Below are 17,711 nucleotides of genomic sequence, written 5' to 3'. Positions count from 1 at the left end.
TGTAGGAATAATTTTCCCATTTAAATTCACACTGCGTGCTGAGCAAGTCCATCCAGCAGTTGTGAATTAGTATCGGCAGACTGAGAGGAAAGTTTACGTTTTTTTACTGCACGTGATGGCGGTTGGCAAAGGCTGCAAACAAAGCTATTCACAGGTTGATGAGCATGAGTAATAAAAGTTCCACCACAGGTACGGCACTGTGAAGGTTGCAACATGCCACTGTCGACAAAACGTACCAGAGTCCAGGCACGAGTCAACGCCAAAACCGGGGCGTCTCCTTCAACAGGAGGACATTGTTCAAGATAGAGTCGATACGCTTTAACAACAGCTTCTACACCTTCACAATAACCACTCTTGAGTAAAAAACGGTAGGCATTATAGAACATCGATGAATGAATATTCTGTTCCCACGTCATAAACCAATCTGTTGAAAAAGGCAGCATCCCTTTGGGCGGGGGACTCCCCCTCAATTCTTTATAAAGCTTAATTAATCGCCCTCTGCTCAATTGTGTTTCACTTTCAAGCATCTGTAACCGTGCCCCCAAAGTGATGAGTTCCATCGCCAACTGTATATCCTTAGCTTCTTGAACTATACTTTTCTCGGCCATCTCTTATGCTCTTTTTTTCACTGACGTATCGTCTTTCGAAGATAACTTCTGAAACAAATGAGTAGATAACAAAATGCCTGTATGTATTTGTTGTAAATCATCCACACGAGATTCCCTAGTAAGCTGCTGAATAGTTTCACTGTCTTCGAACCGGAAATTACAGACTAATTGATTAGTCTCAGCGAGCTTGACCAACTGAGGTAATGTCAATTCAGACAACGTATCAGCCATAGAATCGCTAATACCTAAACGGAACATCGCTGATGCTTTTTCATGGTTAATTAATCGCTGAGCTAAAAGCAAATACGATAAATTTATGTCATAAATATGTTTGAGCAATTCAACCGTACTCATTTCTCTATCCCGTCCGATTACATTAAAAAATCAGTTAAGTGTTCGAAAAACCACTCGTGACAAAATTCCTAAAATAGCTTAGGGATTAATAATCTCTTACATAACTAAAATATACTGGCTTAGTCAGAGTAGTAACCATCCTTTGTATTACTTTTGATTCATCCAACTTCAAAAATATTACGGTAGTGAGCTACAAAAGTATTATTGCGTTACCTGATATAACATTTTTCATTGGCGATTAAGAATATTCTTAATACGGAACAACTTTACTCCTGAATCATCAATTTATACAACGGAAAGAGAGCGCAATTTTAAATACTATGTGACATAACTCACAAAAACAAGGGCTTTTAATATGCATTTAATCGATGAATTGCTCATTAAACATTCAAACAATTAAATAAAATCCGAATTCTCAATTTTAATAAGTTAAATTATCTAAATAAAAATATTAGATATATTTTTTGATTTTATACGATCTATTAAACTTATAAATTTAAAATAACGATAAAAAATCCTATCCTGAGTCAAACTAACACCCAAAAAGACAGTTTTATCCTTGAGTAACAAGTGTAAACAATAATCTTATTCTGAGATCCGGTATCTCCATTTGTACGATAAAGCAGATTAATTTTATGTAAAATTTAGTTGCAAAAAAGATACTGGTATGATCACTTTTCGTTTAGATTTGTGCTTTTTTCAACCAAAAGACTTAACTAAAAATGTATACCACCACATGCAGATAACACTAACCATACAAAAATAGCATAAAATACAGTAAGATAATGAATAAAAAAACAACTATAACAACATTTTATTGATTGCATAACAATCAATATCCAGCATAGAGATAGCCAGAAAAATCGGTCTATTTCGACTCCTGACAACCCAAACAGCGACAAAAAACATTAGAAAAATTTATCAAAAATCATACCTCATAATATAATAATACGCAAAATCCTTAGATTGATTACTTTATCTTTTTTATCTTAAATCTTCGTTCTTCAAATTAATAATTAATTAAATTTACACATTATCAATATATATATTTTAAAAACATTAGGCATTTTAAACGGATTGAATGTGATTTATTACCCTTAAAATCTGCTTTAAAATTCCATAGGAGATAAAATTCCAGCAATAAAATTTTCAAATTACAAAAATATATAACTTTACTAAATATCCATCATAAATTAAATTACCACCATTTATATAATACAAGAAATGGATAGTTTACAGATTAATATTTAAATAAAACACACATACCATTTCCGAACTCACATACTCCTATAATACAAACCAAATGAAATATTAAAAGTTATTTTTTTCATCTTTCATTATTTCATGTGGCATTTACGATCACCATCCCAAAAACATTATTTTCACATATAAAAACCTAGCTAATGACGTCATTAATGTATATCACAAACATCATTTTATTGTATGATAAGAATAGATAAAATAATTAATTGACATTTATTGCAAAAATAATTATCAGAAATAGAAATAAAAGCCAATATCATTTCCAACCAAGATAATGAAATTAATAGTTATTGGTAACAGAAATACCCTGATATTTCATGAAAAAATGTAACAAATAGGATTTTGATAAGAAATTTACTTACCCATATAAATAGTAGTGATAATTTCCAAGTAATTATAATTATTCATCAAACATGACAGTTAATGCAACAACCGATTACAACCTAACCTAATCACAGAAAATACTCTCAGAATAAAGGCGCTAAACCCAATAGTTCATCAAACAAAAATGGAATATAGCGATCGAGAATCATTATCAATTATGTAATCAATAACACTGGAAATGCTCCTGTTTTTTGGACAAAACACATCCTTTATACGAGCAATATATGAACAAGAAATATTTTAGAAGGTAACAATTCAATACACTAATCTGGCAGAAATAAAACTCGACAAACAGAATTATTAACTAAAAAAATAATAAATACAAATATATATATCTATACAACCTAAAATGCCCCAAGCTAGCTCCTCCAACACTATATAATACCCAATATTTTTAATACCTCATTTATAATGTTCTCCTCAGGAACTGTTCAATCCATTTTATCCCGATATAAAAAAGCCAAGAAATATCATTCATCAGATCTTGTACTAGTAAACGAATATTTTGTACCAGAAAGAATGGAATAAAAGCTCTGCTAATCAACATTGAAAAAACATTACCAAAGTTCAAACTTGCCGTTATATTCAAGCACTTGATAATACTCGCTCTCTTCTCTTAACTACCCCCTCATTTACCCCCTTAAGTTCTTACCAAGACTGGTAATACCTATCGCTTTTTTGCACTATCTGTACCTTAGCTAACAAAAACTCCTACATCAGCTGATCTCAATACCATAACATCATTAATGTTATCATCAAGAAACCAACCGTATACCCGTTCTTTCACAACACAAGATTTTTACGATGCGCAGTTTAAATACCAATTTGATTTCATTTCTCAAGATTTCAGTAGCCATCAGCTCTGTTTGTTAGAATGCTAAAATAACTTTGAATTCTAACCCTATACCACGACAAATCCTGACACTAATAGTCGTGTTACCCTTGGTAAGAACTCTTACTACCACTCCACTCTCTCTTAATACAGAAATAACAGAAACTACTCCCATCTCTACTGGCTCAAGGAAAGTTAGTAACTCCTGTAATATCATCACTCTTTCATCACCATAAAGATGACCCGCGTTTTTACTTTATCATCGGATAAATATCGAACTATTAAATTAATGCCCTAAAATCTTGTCTGGTGGTAACCACTGGCTACTTCCATTATTTTTCCACGGCATTCTTCATCAAGCAGAATTATTATCTATTTTACTCTTATATAAGAACAAACTAAGATCATTTCTTCTACTTAACCTTTGAAAATAATTGATATTTTCACTGAAAATTCTGAGCAGTAACGAGCAACTGATGGCAAACCAAATTAAATATCAACTCATCAATTTTTCTGTACCCGCGAATGATACCTATATCAGGTTTACCACGACTAAATTCTGGCATGAGGATAGCAATGTTAACAATCCATCCAGCAACAATGACCAAGGCTAAAAATACTGCATCGAACGACTTTTACTTGGTGAAGTCATTAATCAACAATATCATCCAAAATTATTACTGGTATAAAACAAAGTTGTAATCAACCTAGCTTACGACCAAACGTAATCTGAAATCTACAGTCAACGATAGATTTAATTGTAACAATAGTAACTGTTTGACCAGGAACGGCAAAACTACAATGCAATACTGTCACCACTGTTCTAATCAAAATCTGAACAGTTTTGTGTTGTAATTTATCCTTTCCAAAATCACTAGCATATAAATAAAAGCATTACAGGCGAAATATTCACCTTAATTATTCGGAAAATAGTGCTAAATGGTTTCTTAATTACACGTTGCCTAACCGGGAAAACACACCATAGGCAACGCTTGTTTGCTTCTTATGACGAAACACCATTTGTCAATGGTGATTCTGTATCAAACTAGTGATTACTGTTTTGTACAAAAGATTTTCAGATCGGTGGTTCAGAAGCCATTTTCCAGTTTATTGAGCTAACACTCTTTTCCAGACTTATACGACAAACAATTGCTTCTATCTCTTTTTGCTCCGCCAGTGTTGCTAACACTTCAGCACGCACTTCAAATTTTCCAGGCTGAACCCTATCAGCGAAACTCAGTGATTGTAACCTCACAGCTACTCCATTGAGAGCCTGTAATACCAAAGTTCTCACCAGAATTTCGTCATCACTGTCACACACTATGTGAATTTTATAGCACTGTACCTGATCAATGGCCTGCTGCTTGGGTTGTAAATTAATACGTTGAGCGGCTTCACGTAACAATATATTTGCGCAAAGAATGATCGCAGTTGCTATCGCGGCTAGCCAATATTGCCCAAGACCACACAGCACACCAATTCCAGCCGAGCACCACAGGGTTGCTGCGGTATTTAATCCACGAATATTCATGCCTTCGCGCATAATGACACCAGCACCAAGGAAACCAATGCCTGAAACAACTTGCGCAGCAATACGACCGGCGCTATCGGGTGAAGTTGTTATTGAACTAAGGATAAAAACCGCTGCGCCGGTCGCAACTAATGCATTAGTTCTTAAACCTGCCATACGTTGGCGCCATTGGCGCTCAGCACCAATTAATGCACCAAAACACATAGCCGATAATAAATGAAAGACAAAAGGAGTTATTAACATGACATTCTCCATACAACCAAATGGATAAATAATCATGTGCATTTATTTTGCACACAGAAATGTATGCTGAATGTTTAATTCAGCCCTATTTTCTGTCCATACCTGGAGGTAACAAAGCGTAAATATATAACAGCATAATAAAAACCCAATATACTATCTTGGTTACTTAACTAAGTACCAGATAACGCTATTTTTGAGTAAGTACAGCTCAGATATTTTGAGTGGTACTGCCCGCTTTATTTGGCAAGCAGCAAATCGGAAGGGATAAACAGCTTGCCGTTTTATTGTCTATTTAACTGAAAACTTTGACTGTCCAATGGCTATCTCTCCAATAAAATTTGCACGAAGTATAATCAGGAGTAATTAATAAGTAAAGAAAGATATGACTCTAACCAACAAAAAGCCCACCGCTATAGAAAATAGCGACAGGCTTAAAAAATCATCCAAGCAATCAGATAGCTGTTACGTTTGCTGCTGCTGGACCTTTAGCACCATTTTCAATGGTGAATTCTACGTTCTGGCCTTCTGCCAAAGTTTTGAAACCGTTACCCTGAATGGCAGAGAAGTGAACGAATACGTCTTTGCTACCGTCAGCTGGGGTGATGAAACCGAAGCCTTTAGACTCGTTGAACCACTTCACTTGACCTTTCATTTTGTCAGACATTGTGACTTTCCTATATATCAAAAAAATTTTGCCACCATTGGGCATGTATTGGCCAGTTATATCAGCTATTACTTATGGAGGCACTAAGAAGGAAACGCGTCAACAAAGGCTATCTGAGGATAACACTTACACATAACTCATTAACTCAAGATGTCGTACATAAAGTAGGTCTGTTTATCAGGCCGGCTGCATTAACTCATGATAGAAAAGGAATAGCAACCTTTTTATGCATTGGTTTTTTAAAAAAAATATTTATGCTCATTATTAGAACAACAATTTAACAAATAGAGTTACTCGTTATAAATTTTTTTGATTTATTCAACCATTATCTTAATGAAAGCATTAACGTTAATCTCAGTCAATAACAGTTGGCAGATTAAAATAAGACAACTGATCTACGTAAGATTACCTGCCCCATGCTAACCTTAAAGACAAATAGTTATGAAAGCATTTCTCTTTTTCTTTGCTTTATCAGGTCAATATATGAATATCATTAAGCAGATACTGATTCAGGATCTTGAACGAATCAACATTGAAGAGCAACGTGATGGTAAACCTCGTTTTAACAGCCAGTTTATCAGTAACCATCCTTACCTTTGCCTGGCTATGCTTGTATCCTACCTGCTTCTCGCGGCACTTATCTGGTACGCCCCATATTTTAGTTTATTTTCACTGCTAGCTTTTACAGTACTCTTCATTATTATGTCAGCGGTTTTATTATTCGAAATCAAACCAGTGTATCGGTTTGATGATATCGGCGTACTTGATCTACGGGTATGTTACAACGGCGAATGGTTCGTCAGCGAAAAAATCTCAGATTGCGCAATCAAAGAGCTTTGTTCTCATCCCCATGTTCCATTAGCAATAAAAGATGAAATCAAACGTATTATACAAATGAAAGGTGAAATTCATTTTTATGATGTTTATATCATAGCATTTCCTGAACAATCACATATAACAACATCGTTACCGATCATGGGTAGTCGATAATGAACAAAGGTACTCAATTTCAGCAAAATAGCACGGTTATAAAGCAATGCGCTCATATGACAAACAAATAACAAAATAGTACGCTTTTTTGCGTTGACAATGTTTCCATTGATCGCTAATATCCGCCCCGTTCCCAAGAACGATTCCTCCATAGTTCAGTCGGTAGAACGGCGGACTGTTAATCCGTATGTCACTGGTTCAAGTCCAGTTGGAGGAGCCAAATTTAAGTCTAGAGATGCTAAAGAGGATCTCTAGTGTGCATGAAATAGCTAGAAAAAGTAGTTAACATGCAAAAAGCCCAATGTGAATTGGGCTTTTTTCTATGTAAACAGCCACACATTCGTGAGCACCAAGCCAGTTAGTCCAAAACTACCTTGTAAGTTTTCTCTTTAGATTTATGCAATATATTCGCTTCACCAACAAATGATATTTCGTAATGAATTTTCACCAGGCCATTACCTATATAATTAAAGAAATCAATTCCACCCGGTTGACTATCGGCATTTTTTTCAGGATTAATTACAGCCAATTTGAAAACATTATCTTCACTACTTTGTAAAGAATCTATCTTTAATACCAACTGCCCTGCATCCCGATCGTCAGCAGAATATCCTCTTATATGTACTGTACCTTTTTTCAATTGCTTGTCTTTAAGTTTAATATCGCTAACCGAAATATTGATGTCATACTCAATAATACTTTCACCAATTGGTCGGCCCCTACTTTCATCATACTCTTCAATGTAAGGTACTTCCAAATCGCGATGGACCTGAACCGTCTCAGAACCTTCATCAAGTTCTACAAGTACACGTTGAACAGCCGAAAATCTAGCAGTACCGCTTTCACTAATAGTATAATAAAGGCTATCATGCTTACCTTCAGTAAGGAGAGCATTTTTTACAGGCAAACTACGAATATCACCACTATTTTGTACACCAGGAACAACTTCAACATTGTTATTATCAAAAACAAATTTCAATTCATGTTTATCTAATATATTGGAATCAGTGAAAAGTACTTTAACTCCTGCTTTTATATCATCACCACTAATGACATTATCATAATGCGCTGGATATACAGGTGCTACCAATCCTACTGATTTCAATTTAAATCGATTCAGAACCGCTTTCGCTACCACACCACCACTCGCATCCGTGACTTCAGCCTCAAAACCAATTGTAGCGTTAACCTTCTGATCTGTTTTAATTTTTACTAATATTTCAAATGCTCTACTAACAGGATTGAATGCGTTATCGCTACTTACAACTTCATATTCGCCCTCATTCAAACCATTCACTACAATTTTACTTTTGTAAGTATCTAATGGTACAGAACCATCATCATCCTGTAGAACGACATATAATCGCAATGGAACGTTAAACCAATCTTTATGTGAAACCCAGTTAGCGACATCAGTATTAATTAAAAACTTCATGACTTTTCCTCATCTGTTTTATATAAATCACCAGAAAATTAGCCACTCTTTTCGGGGAGAATATTATTTGCTTATTTTATATTTAAAACTAATTTCACCTCCTCACCAACTATTTAATTTAAGATGTTTTCTGAAATAGTTTTTATTCATTTCATTTATATGTACATACAAATATATTATTAAATTGATAATATTTTAGTGCACTAGAAGTAAATGAAATTTCATTATCAATGGCAAACCCTTTAATATTCGATCTGGCGTGGATTAAATCATGATTGCCAAATCAGAGCTTAGATAACAAATTACTTTTTCAGTTAATAAGTATAAACGATAAAATCCGATAATAAATATCAAAATACAATAAGCGATCTGTTAAAACAGATAAAATAGGAAAGTTACCATTAAATATAAAAAAACCATAAATAACCCAAAAATAAAATTATCTGATATATATTTGATTATATTTTCAATGCTCATGACTAATTATTTTATAAATAGAAAATATAGATGATATTTTCACCATATAATTATCATAGACAAACATCAGTTAATTCTCATACTTCTTGAACTGAAAAATTCAATCGACTAAAAAATATCACCTTGAACACCGGTTAACCAATCAAACTCAATTTTCACTTTTCCCCTTTGACAAGCCCAAAATACCCAGATATTATTCGCCTCGTTGTCAAGGACAATTCCTCCATAGTTCAGTCGGTAGAACGGCGGACTGTTAATCCGTATGTCACTGGTTCGAGTCCAGTTGGAGGAGCCAAATTCATAAGAAGCCCGCCCAGTGCGGGCTTTTTGCATTCCTAAATTCCACCATTTTCTTACAACATAATATAATAATTCTGATCAACCTGCTTCCTATAGCATACATCTCCAGCAAATACCCCTTATTCGGCATAAAAACAGATCAATAAGTTTAGTTTGTCGGCAAACAAACCATTTTTGTTATTTTCCGCTTTGACAAAGCAAAAACATGCCGTTAATATGCACCCCGTTGTTAAGGAGTTCCTCCATAGTTCAGTCGGTAGAACGGCGGACTGTTAATCCGTATGTCACTGGTTCAAGTCCAGTTGGAGGAGCCAAATTCATAAGAAGCCCGCCCAGTGCGGGCTTTTTGCATTCCTAAATTCCACCATTTTCTTACAACATAATATAATAATTCTGATCAACCTGCTTCCTATAGCATACATCTCCAGCAAATACCCCTTATTCGGCATAAAAACAGATCAATAAGTTTAGTTTGTCGGCAAACAAACCATTTTTGTTATTTTCCGCTTTGACAAAGCAAAAACATGCCGTTAATATGCACCCCGTTGTTAAGGAGTTCCTCCATAGTTCAGTCGGTAGAACGGCGGACTGTTAATCCGTATGTCACTGGTTCAAGTCCAGTTGGAGGAGCCAAATTATGAGAATCCCGCTTAATGCGGGATTTTTGCTATTCTGACCTCTCTACTTAATTCTCCACTACTATTTACTCACAACATAAGCAAAATAATTCTATTCAACTCACGTTTTCAGAATAAAATTCCATCAATCATCAATTGATTAGCATAAAAATACAACAAAAAGTGCATTTTGACAGCAAACAAACTATTTTTATTATTTTCTACTTTGACAAAGCCGAAACATATCACTAATATACGCCTCGTTGTGAAGGAGTTCCTCCATAGTTCAGTCGGTAGAACGGCGGACTGTTAATCCGTATGTCACTGGTTCGAGTCCAGTTGGAGGAGCCAACTTCATTTCCTTTTTTACCCTCATATTTTATTTTTCCCTTTGTTATAAGAAAATCCACCTCTGATTACCCTAACCTAATTGATTTAGCTGGTAATTTCGCTAAAAATTATATTCATTAATAGCTATTCGACCATTTTAGCTTTATCATCCATTCCCGGCCTGAATATGCTGAACTCAGCATCTTTCGTTCCTATCATATATACTGGAGCCGGTTTCTCATGACCACTGAATCATACACAATAAAAATCCGCCGCCCTGATGACTGGCACATTCATTTCCGTGATGGTGAAATGCTAAAAACTGTCGTTCCCTATACCAGTCATTACTTTGGCCGAGCTATCGTCATGCCTAATCTGCTTTCGCCGATTACAGAAGTGGTCAGTGCCAAAGCCTATAGGGATAGAATATTGGCAGCCATTCCCGAAGGACATAACTTCCAACCTCTTATGACCTGTTATCTTACTGACACTACTGAAAGTTCTCAGATAGAAATAGGTTATAAAGAAGGCATTTTTACCGCCTGTAAGCTCTACCCTGCCAATGCTACAACCAATTCAAGTCACGGCGTCTCTGATATAAAGAATATTTATCCACTATTAGCAGTGATGGAAAAATTGGGGATGCCTCTGCTCGTTCACGGTGAGGTTACTGCTTCTCATATTGATATTTTTGATCGAGAAGCCCGTTTTATTGAACAAGTTATGGAACCACTACGTAACCAGTTTCCAGCATTGAAAGTTGTGTTTGAGCACATAACGACCACAGAAGCTGCACAATATGTGCTGGAAAGCGATGACAATCTGGCAGCGACATTAACTCCACAACATCTCATGTTCAATCGCAACCATATGCTGGTTGGCGGGATTCGTCCACACCTGTACTGTCTGCCTGTGCTGAAACGTAATGTGCACCAAGAGGCTTTACGGGCAGCCGTCGCCAGTGGCTGTGATCGCTTCTTCCTGGGCACAGACTCGGCACCACATGCACAACATAGAAAGGAATCCTCCTGTGGTTGTGCCGGCGTTTTTAACGCACCATCAGCGTTACCTGCTTATGCAACCGTGTTTGAAGAGATAAATGCATTACAGCATTTTGAAGCCTTCTGTTCACTTAATGGCCCTAAATTTTACGGGCTGCCTGTCAATGAAGGCTTTATCGAACTGACTCGCAAACCTTCTACCATCATTGAACATATCGATTGCAATGAAGAAAGACTTATTCCATTTTTAGCTGGCGAAGATGCCCGTTGGGATGTGAAAGTAGTAGATTGATATAACATGGGGATAGTCATTATCCCCATTAATTTACATAGTTATCAATACACCAACAAATTGACTCATAATTCCTAACAAAAAACCTTCTTACTTTCATTAAAAAGCATATACTAACTAATGACTCATTCGAGAATGAGGTAGTTTGCTCTTAGTCAATGATATTAATAAATAATGCAGTGATCTGATTAGGAGGTTTTATGGGCAGTAAAGATGAGGTTATTCAAACGCATCCTGTTGTAGGTTGGGATGTGAGTACCGTTGATACATATGATGCAATGATGCTACGCCTTCACTATTTGTCCTCCCAAGATCAAACACCAGAACATGTCATGGTAGATCGCACCTTATGGTTGACAACTGACATTGCAAAGCAATTGATATACATCCTCCAGGCAGGAATTGAAAAGATCGAATCTTCAGAATACAGCGATCTAAACCATACGAAACATTAATAATCTTAAACCCGGACACCCGTATAAATGGGTGTCCGGCTAGGAGACACATCAATTCATCTCAAAGATTTTGTCTGGAATACCATATCACTATATAATAATTTCGGATTAAGTTAACTTAACCATCACAATTGCCGAGTTGACTACTAATATATGGGGCGTTTATTGTGAGTTTGGCCAAACAGGAACAGGGATGTACAATAATGAAAATCTTAGTTGTTGAAGAGTGCTATTATACCCGTTCAGGTATCAGCGAATTTTTAAAGCAGAGCGATAATGCTGAAAATCTTGAAATCGTTGACTCGCCTTCAATCAACGAGGCTATAGATATTGTAACTCATTTTTCTCCTGATATCGTTCTGGCTAATTTGACACACTATTGCCATCATGCCAGTTACTGTTCCGATTTACAGAAATTTATTACTCTTATAGATAACACGCGTATATATATATACCTTAATAGCGCTTATCCTTATTGTGACAATCATATTGCATTGAAGGATAATGCTTTTATTCTGGCAAAGAAAAATCTTACCTATCTGCTTAATAAAATTAGCAAAACTACATTGCAGGAAATTCAGAGACATAAAGCGACAGTCGACCAATGTTGCTCTATCTTCAGTCCTCAAGAGCATAAAGTTATCGATTACTGGATGAAAGAAACGCCTAATTACAAGATATCACAAAAGTTAAAGGTCAGTAGTAGCACAGTCTATTCCCATAAAAGACACATTACTGAAAAGATGAATGTGCGTAATAGAATTGAACTCTGCTTTATTTACAATGTATTTAAATATCTCTATTAAAGTCTCCTTTAACTAAATCGAATAAGCTGGCACATTGCTCTCTGTGCCAGCGATTAATCACATTATTCAACAGACTGTATTGAAGTACTGCTCAATCCATCCTGTAGGCGATGCCGGGATTTATTAAATATTTTAGCTCCATTTTCACGACCGGCACGGCGAGAACGCTGTTCGGTTTCCGGTAACCTTATTTCTTCTCTGCACGCTTCGCTACAACAGCCTTCAAATTTAGTCGCACACTCTTGGCACTGAATAAACAACAAGTGGCAACCCTCATTCTTACAATTAGTATGACTATCGCAAGACGCACTACATTGATGGCAATGAGCAATCACCTCATCTGAAATACGCTCTCCCATCCGCTCATCAAAGACAAAGTTTTTACCAATAAAACGTACCGGTAATCCCTGTTCCCTCGCTTTACGGGCATATTCGATAATACCGCCCTCTACGTGATAGACGTTTTTAAAGCCATTGTGCAACATATAAGCACTGGCTTTTTCACAACGAATACCACCGGTGCAGTACATTACAATATTTTTATCCTTATTATCCTGCAACATTTCCACCGCCATTGGCAGTTGTTCACGGAACGTATCAGAAGGAATTTCAATTGCATTTTCAAAATGCCCGACTTCATATTCATAGTGATTGCGCATATCGACAAATAGCGTATCAGGATTATCCAGCATCTGGTTGACCTGCTCTGCTTTAAGGTACTCGCCGGTTCTTGATGGATCAAAAGTTTCATCTTCAATCCCATCAGCCACTACGCGGTCACGTACTTTCATACGCAGAACCCAGAAAGATTTCCCATCATCATCCAGAGCAATATTCAGCCTCAAATTATTCAATGCAGGATCAACGCTATACAATAACGCCTTGAATGCTTCCAAATTATGAGTTGGCAGACTTATCTGAGCATTGATCCCTTCTTTCGCAATATAAACCCGGCCAAATACTGAGAGGTCGGTAAATTGTTGATACAAGCTGTTACGAAAAGCCAGAGGATCTAAGATATTAAAATATTTGTAAAAAGAGATGGTAGTACGAGGTTGGGTCTCCGCCAACATACGTGCTTTCAGCTCTTTATTAGAAATGCGGTTGTGTAACACTGGCATGGTGTACTTTCCTGAATTTCAAGTCATAAAATAGGGATGTATAAGTGATAGCCTCCGCTATCAAGCGTAATATGATAACGAAAATGATTTTCAACGAGTAGTCATTTGTAACGCAGCGATAGGAAATCAGTGGTAAAACGGGAGGCGCCCCTCCCATTAGTCGAGCATGCAGCCCTTTGCACACAAGTAATAGGATAGATAAGTCAAACAGCCGACAGCCCGCAGGTTTAACTGGCAGTAACTTAATCCTTATCAGGGCTGGAACCAATCATCAGCGCTTTCCCATGTCTCCTGTAGAATCTCTTCAACGGCTTTCCTGTCATCAAGATTGCCGCCACGAACAGATAGCCCATCATGGCTTGCCAGCTTTACATTGGTTTTAATATCAGGCCATCGACGTCTAAGACGGTTATCCAGTTCTTCAGCAAGCGCAGGGACAGCACCTTTTGGCAGTTTTTTAGACTTATCGATAGTGACTTCTACATGCATAATTTTTCCCTCCACAAACAACACTGTTTATATAAACAGTAATATTATCTACATGAATTGTAAATAGCTCTGTAAAACTATTTTAATTTTTATTTATCAGTAAATTATGAACTATCATTCTTTCACCAATGGCAACACGGGATAATAAATAAGCACACCACCATCGACTAAAATTGAGATCATAAACATTTCACGCTTGAAAACTTCGATATCCCGTTAAAAAATGTCACAATAGAGGAACTGTTTTTTCCATCTTATTGGAACTATAAAAACCCGAGAATCCATGATACAAGCACCTTCTTTTCAACGTTCACTACTTCATCCCCGTTATTGGCCTACCTGGTTTGGTATCTGTCTGCTTTACTTACTGGTTCTGCTCCCCTATCCCGTTATTTACTGGATAGGCACTCGTCTGGGCAGGTTTTCTATGCGTTTTCTGAAAAAACGCGCCAAAGTTGCCGAAAGAAATCTTGAGCTATGCTTTCCTGATATGTCACAGGAGAAACGCAATGCGTTATTAATAAGAAACTTCGAATCCGTCGGAATGGGAATATTTGAAACGGGTATGGCCTGGTTTTGGCCTGACTGGCGGATAGAACGCTGGTTTAAAGTGACCGGGCGAGAAAATATTCAGAAAATTCAAACTACCGGGCAAGGAATTATTGTTATTGGTATCCACTTCCTGACGTTAGAACTCGGCGCCCGTATTCTCGGTTTGCTCAATCCAGGCATTGGCGTCTACCGCCCGAACGATAATCCGGTTATGGATTGGCTACAAACATGGGGACGACTGCGCTCCAACAAATACATGTTGGATAGAAAAGATGTCAAGGGCATGATCCGCTGCCTAAAAAACGGCGAAATTGTCTGGTACGCCCCCGATCATGATTACGGCCCGCGAAAAAGTGTATTTGCACCGTTATTTGCTGTTGAACATGCTGCAACAACCACCGGCACTTCAATACTTGTACGTCTCGCTGATCCGGCAATGATCCCATTTACCCCCCGTCGTCTGCCTGACGGAAAAGGTTATGAACTGATTATTCAACCGGCAGTAGCAGGATTTCCAAAAGACGATGAAGTGAAAGCGGCTGCCTTCATGAACAAAGTCGTAGAACAGGAAATTTTACAAGCACCTGATCAATACATGTGGTTACATCGTCGTTTTAAAACCCGACCCAAGGGTATGCCTTCTCTGTACGGGCAAGCTGATAAAGTCCATTAAATTCATTAACGGCTGCTTCTCAGCCCAAGAAGCAGCCATAATCGCTTTCTCATACCATACAACCCAATAATTGACTATACCCGTCATCTTTCAAGTTGCCTCTTTGTTGGCTGCACTCACTCACCCCGGTCACATAGTTTGCTATGCTCCCGGGGATTCGCTCCCTTGCCGTCGCGATGCATCTTGAAATCCATAGGGTATATCTCATTTCAACGCTGAGGTTATACTTTTTAATTTATTTCTAATTTTTATATAAAAAATAAGGAGTAATCTAATATTTCCGAATAAATACTAAGTTGACAATCAAATCACTTTACTTTTCCTACCTTTCACTATTACCGTTAATATCTAGCCCTTAAAAAGATGTCTTATATATTATAGTTATTACTTAATTTATTATTTTAAAATACTTTTTCCATAAAAATACATTGAATATAAATAGAAGTAAGTCAATAGGCTTCATCCTCATTTTAACCTATCAATTATGAGAAATGAGATTTATATCAGATTTTGCTCTGAAAAGTGGAATATAAGTAAGAGATATCCTACTTGTTAATAAAATTGACCGGAAAATATGTTAAAAATATATTAACAAGACATGACATCATTTAATGAAAACGTGGCTTTTTTGTTTGCTCTAAACCTAAATTTGAAAGAGCTTTTTAAAAGCTTTATTTGTCACACACACCGCACTCCTGGAGTGTAGTCTTATAGGAAAACTTAGATGCAATCTTCCATTGACAATACAAAAACCAGAACTTTTTTTGGGCATCCTTACCCATTGAGTTCTTTGTTCTTCACAGAAATGTGGGAACGTTTCTCTTACTACGGCATTCGTCCACTGTTGATCTTATTCATGGCTGCAACCATCTATGATGGTGGTATGGGTATTCCCCGTGAACAGGCCGCTGCCATTGTCGGTATCTTCGCAGGTAGTGTTTATCTGACCGCACTACCCGGTGGTTGGCTGGCGGATAACTGGTTGGGTCAGCGTCAAGCAGTCTGGTATGGTTCGATCATTATTGCATTAGGGCATCTGTCTATCGCTCTTTCCGCTTTCTCGAGTCATCACCTGTTTTTTATCGGTTTACTACTGATCGTATTAGGAACAGGGCTGTTTAAAACCTGTATCACCGTGATGGTCGGCACACTGTATAAAAAAGATGATCCACGCCGTGATGGGGGTTTTTCCCTATTCTACATGGGGATTAATCTCGGTTCCTTTATCTCTCCATTAATTACCGGCTTATTAATTCAAGACTATGGCTGGCATTGGGGTTTTGGTATTGGTGGGCTAGGAATGCTAGTTGCCCTACTGATATTCCGCTTCTACGCGGTTCCCCTGATGCGCCGTTACGACAAAGAGGGTGGATTGGATTCAAACTGGGATCGCCCTACAGTCAAACGTAAAAATGTCGGCAAATGGGTTTTGACCGCTATTCTCTCTATGATGGCGATCATTGCCCTACTTGCCCTCGGTATTATTCCATTTAATCCAGTGGCCGTGGCCAGCACGATGGTCTATGTCATCTCATCCTGTGTAATACTTTACTTTATCTATCTGTTCCTGTTTGCTGGTTTGAGTGGTAGTGACCGTTCCCGTCTGTTAGTTTGTTTTATTCTGTTAGTATCCTCTGCCTTCTTTTGGTCTGCATTCGAGCAAAAACCAACCTCATTTAACCTGTTTGCCAATGATTATACTAACCGCTTAGTGATGGGATTTGAGATCCCAACAGTATGGTTCCAATCAATCAACGCACTATTCATTGTCCTACTGGCCCCCATATTCAGTTGGCTCTGGCCTGCATTGGCCAAAAGTAATATTAACCCAAGCAGTATCAGTAAATTCATTATTGGTATTCTGTTCGGTGCCGGTGGTTTTGGTTTGATGATCCTAGCGGCCCAGAATGTATTAGCAACAGGTGAAACTGTTTCTCCACTCTGGCTGGTCGCAAGTATTCTGTTGCTGACACTCGGTGAACTGTGCCTTAGCCCAATTGGACTCGCAACGGTGACGATACTGGCCCCATCCCCAATGCGCGGTCAGGTCATGGGCTTATGGTTTTGTGCAAATGCTTTGGGTAATCTGGCTGCTGGCCTGATCGGCGGGCATGTACGCGCGGATCGACTGGACAGCCTGCCTGATCTGTTCTCCCGTGTATCTTTGGCTCTAGTTATTTGCGCAGTCGTATTGATGATGTTAGTTGTCCCTATTCGTCGCTTGCTTAACAATGCTGATAAATCAGAAGCAAAAGCTCAATAATATCGATAATCAGCATAAAGCCATCTTATGA

The 17,711-nt window shown here is 37.5% G+C and carries 14 protein-coding genes and 5 tRNA genes; 12 read left to right on the top strand and 7 right to left on the bottom strand.

All coding sequences use genetic code 11. The features are described 5' to 3' along the window. Positions 1–26: 26 nt before the first annotated feature. The gene (gene flhC / locus B0X70_RS09430; protein ID WP_036807309.1) at positions 27–608 is read right to left on the bottom strand and encodes a flagellar transcriptional regulator FlhC; all 582 of its coding nucleotides are present in this window, start codon (positions 606–608) and stop codon (positions 27–29) included. Between the two features lie 3 nt (positions 609–611). Continuing rightward, positions 612–962: a flagellar transcriptional regulator FlhD gene (gene flhD, locus B0X70_RS09425; protein ID WP_036775787.1), complete on the bottom strand. Its 351-nt coding sequence runs from the start codon at positions 960–962 to the stop codon at positions 612–614. Between the two features lie 2,955 nt (positions 963–3,917). On the opposite strand from flhD, the gene B0X70_RS09420 reads away from it, so the two are divergent. Continuing rightward, positions 3,918–4,055, top strand: a complete 138-nt coding sequence (locus tag B0X70_RS09420) for a hypothetical protein (RefSeq protein WP_157297572.1) — start codon at positions 3,918–3,920, stop codon at positions 4,053–4,055. A 461-nt stretch (positions 4,056–4,516) separates the two neighbouring features. On the opposite strand, the gene B0X70_RS09415 is transcribed toward B0X70_RS09420, so the two are convergent. Further along, entirely contained in the window at positions 4,517–5,215 is a 699-nt protein-coding gene (locus tag B0X70_RS09415; RefSeq protein WP_036807306.1) for an MgtC family protein, read from the bottom strand. 451 nt (positions 5,216–5,666) lie between these two features. Then, the gene (gene cspE / locus B0X70_RS09410; protein WP_010847246.1) at positions 5,667–5,879 is read right to left on the bottom strand and encodes a transcription antiterminator/RNA stability regulator CspE; all 213 of its coding nucleotides are present in this window, start codon (positions 5,877–5,879) and stop codon (positions 5,667–5,669) included. Positions 5,880–6,362: 483 nt separating this feature from the next. On the opposite strand from cspE, the gene B0X70_RS09405 reads away from it, so the two are divergent. Further along, positions 6,363–6,869 (top strand): YlaC family protein, encoded by a 507-nt coding sequence (locus B0X70_RS09405; RefSeq protein WP_036807788.1) that lies wholly within the window; start codon positions 6,363–6,365, stop codon positions 6,867–6,869. Between the two features lie 144 nt (positions 6,870–7,013). After that, positions 7,014–7,089 (top strand) — tRNA-Asn (locus B0X70_RS09400). A gap of 138 nt (positions 7,090–7,227) precedes the next feature. Here B0X70_RS09400 and B0X70_RS09395 read toward each other — a convergent pair. Further along, the gene (locus B0X70_RS09395; RefSeq protein ID WP_036775791.1) at positions 7,228–8,304 is read right to left on the bottom strand and encodes a hypothetical protein; all 1,077 of its coding nucleotides are present in this window, start codon (positions 8,302–8,304) and stop codon (positions 7,228–7,230) included. A gap of 696 nt (positions 8,305–9,000) precedes the next feature. On the opposite strand from B0X70_RS09395, the gene B0X70_RS09390 reads away from it, so the two are divergent. From B0X70_RS09390 to B0X70_RS09360, 7 genes are all read left to right on the top strand, one after another. Then, positions 9,001–9,076, top strand: a tRNA-Asn gene (locus B0X70_RS09390). A gap of 243 nt (positions 9,077–9,319) precedes the next feature. After that, positions 9,320–9,395, top strand: a tRNA-Asn gene (locus B0X70_RS09385). A 243-nt stretch (positions 9,396–9,638) separates the two neighbouring features. Beyond that, positions 9,639–9,714 (top strand) — tRNA-Asn (locus B0X70_RS09380). Between the two features lie 259 nt (positions 9,715–9,973). Further along, a tRNA-Asn gene (locus B0X70_RS09375) sits at positions 9,974–10,049 on the top strand. Between the two features lie 219 nt (positions 10,050–10,268). Beyond that, the gene (pyrC, locus tag B0X70_RS09370) at positions 10,269–11,321 is read left to right on the top strand and encodes a dihydroorotase (RefSeq protein WP_217471370.1); all 1,053 of its coding nucleotides are present in this window, start codon (positions 10,269–10,271) and stop codon (positions 11,319–11,321) included. 200 nt (positions 11,322–11,521) lie between these two features. Continuing rightward, entirely contained in the window at positions 11,522–11,776 is a 255-nt protein-coding gene (gene bssS / locus B0X70_RS09365) for a biofilm formation regulator BssS (RefSeq protein ID WP_036775794.1), read from the top strand. A gap of 203 nt (positions 11,777–11,979) precedes the next feature. Next, positions 11,980–12,582: a response regulator transcription factor gene (locus B0X70_RS09360; protein ID WP_110090313.1), complete on the top strand. Its 603-nt coding sequence runs from the start codon at positions 11,980–11,982 to the stop codon at positions 12,580–12,582. Positions 12,583–12,644: 62 nt separating this feature from the next. Here B0X70_RS09360 and trhO read toward each other — a convergent pair whose 3' ends face one another. After that, complete coding sequence (gene trhO / locus B0X70_RS09355) at positions 12,645–13,703, bottom strand: oxygen-dependent tRNA uridine(34) hydroxylase TrhO (protein WP_110086826.1); 1,059 nt, start codon at positions 13,701–13,703, stop codon at positions 12,645–12,647. Positions 13,704–13,955: 252 nt separating this feature from the next. Beyond that, on the bottom strand, positions 13,956–14,192 hold the full coding sequence (locus B0X70_RS09350) for a DinI family protein (protein WP_036807294.1): 237 nt from the start codon (positions 14,190–14,192) through the stop codon (positions 13,956–13,958). Between the two features lie 283 nt (positions 14,193–14,475). On the opposite strand from B0X70_RS09350, the gene B0X70_RS09345 reads away from it, so the two are divergent. Both B0X70_RS09345 and B0X70_RS09340 read left to right on the top strand, forming a co-directional pair. Further along, positions 14,476–15,417, top strand: a complete 942-nt coding sequence (locus B0X70_RS09345) for a Kdo(2)-lipid IV(A) acyltransferase (RefSeq protein WP_217471369.1) — start codon at positions 14,476–14,478, stop codon at positions 15,415–15,417. Positions 15,418–16,141: 724 nt separating this feature from the next. After that, positions 16,142–17,680: a peptide MFS transporter gene (locus tag B0X70_RS09340; RefSeq protein ID WP_214038930.1), complete on the top strand. Its 1,539-nt coding sequence runs from the start codon at positions 16,142–16,144 to the stop codon at positions 17,678–17,680. Positions 17,681–17,711 lie beyond the last annotated feature (31 nt).

Origin of the sequence: Photorhabdus akhurstii, assembly GCF_019090985.1 — a bacterium.
Classification (GTDB): Bacteria; Pseudomonadota; Gammaproteobacteria; order Enterobacterales; family Enterobacteriaceae; genus Photorhabdus; species Photorhabdus akhurstii.
This window is presented reverse-complemented; position numbering and strand designations above follow the sequence as displayed.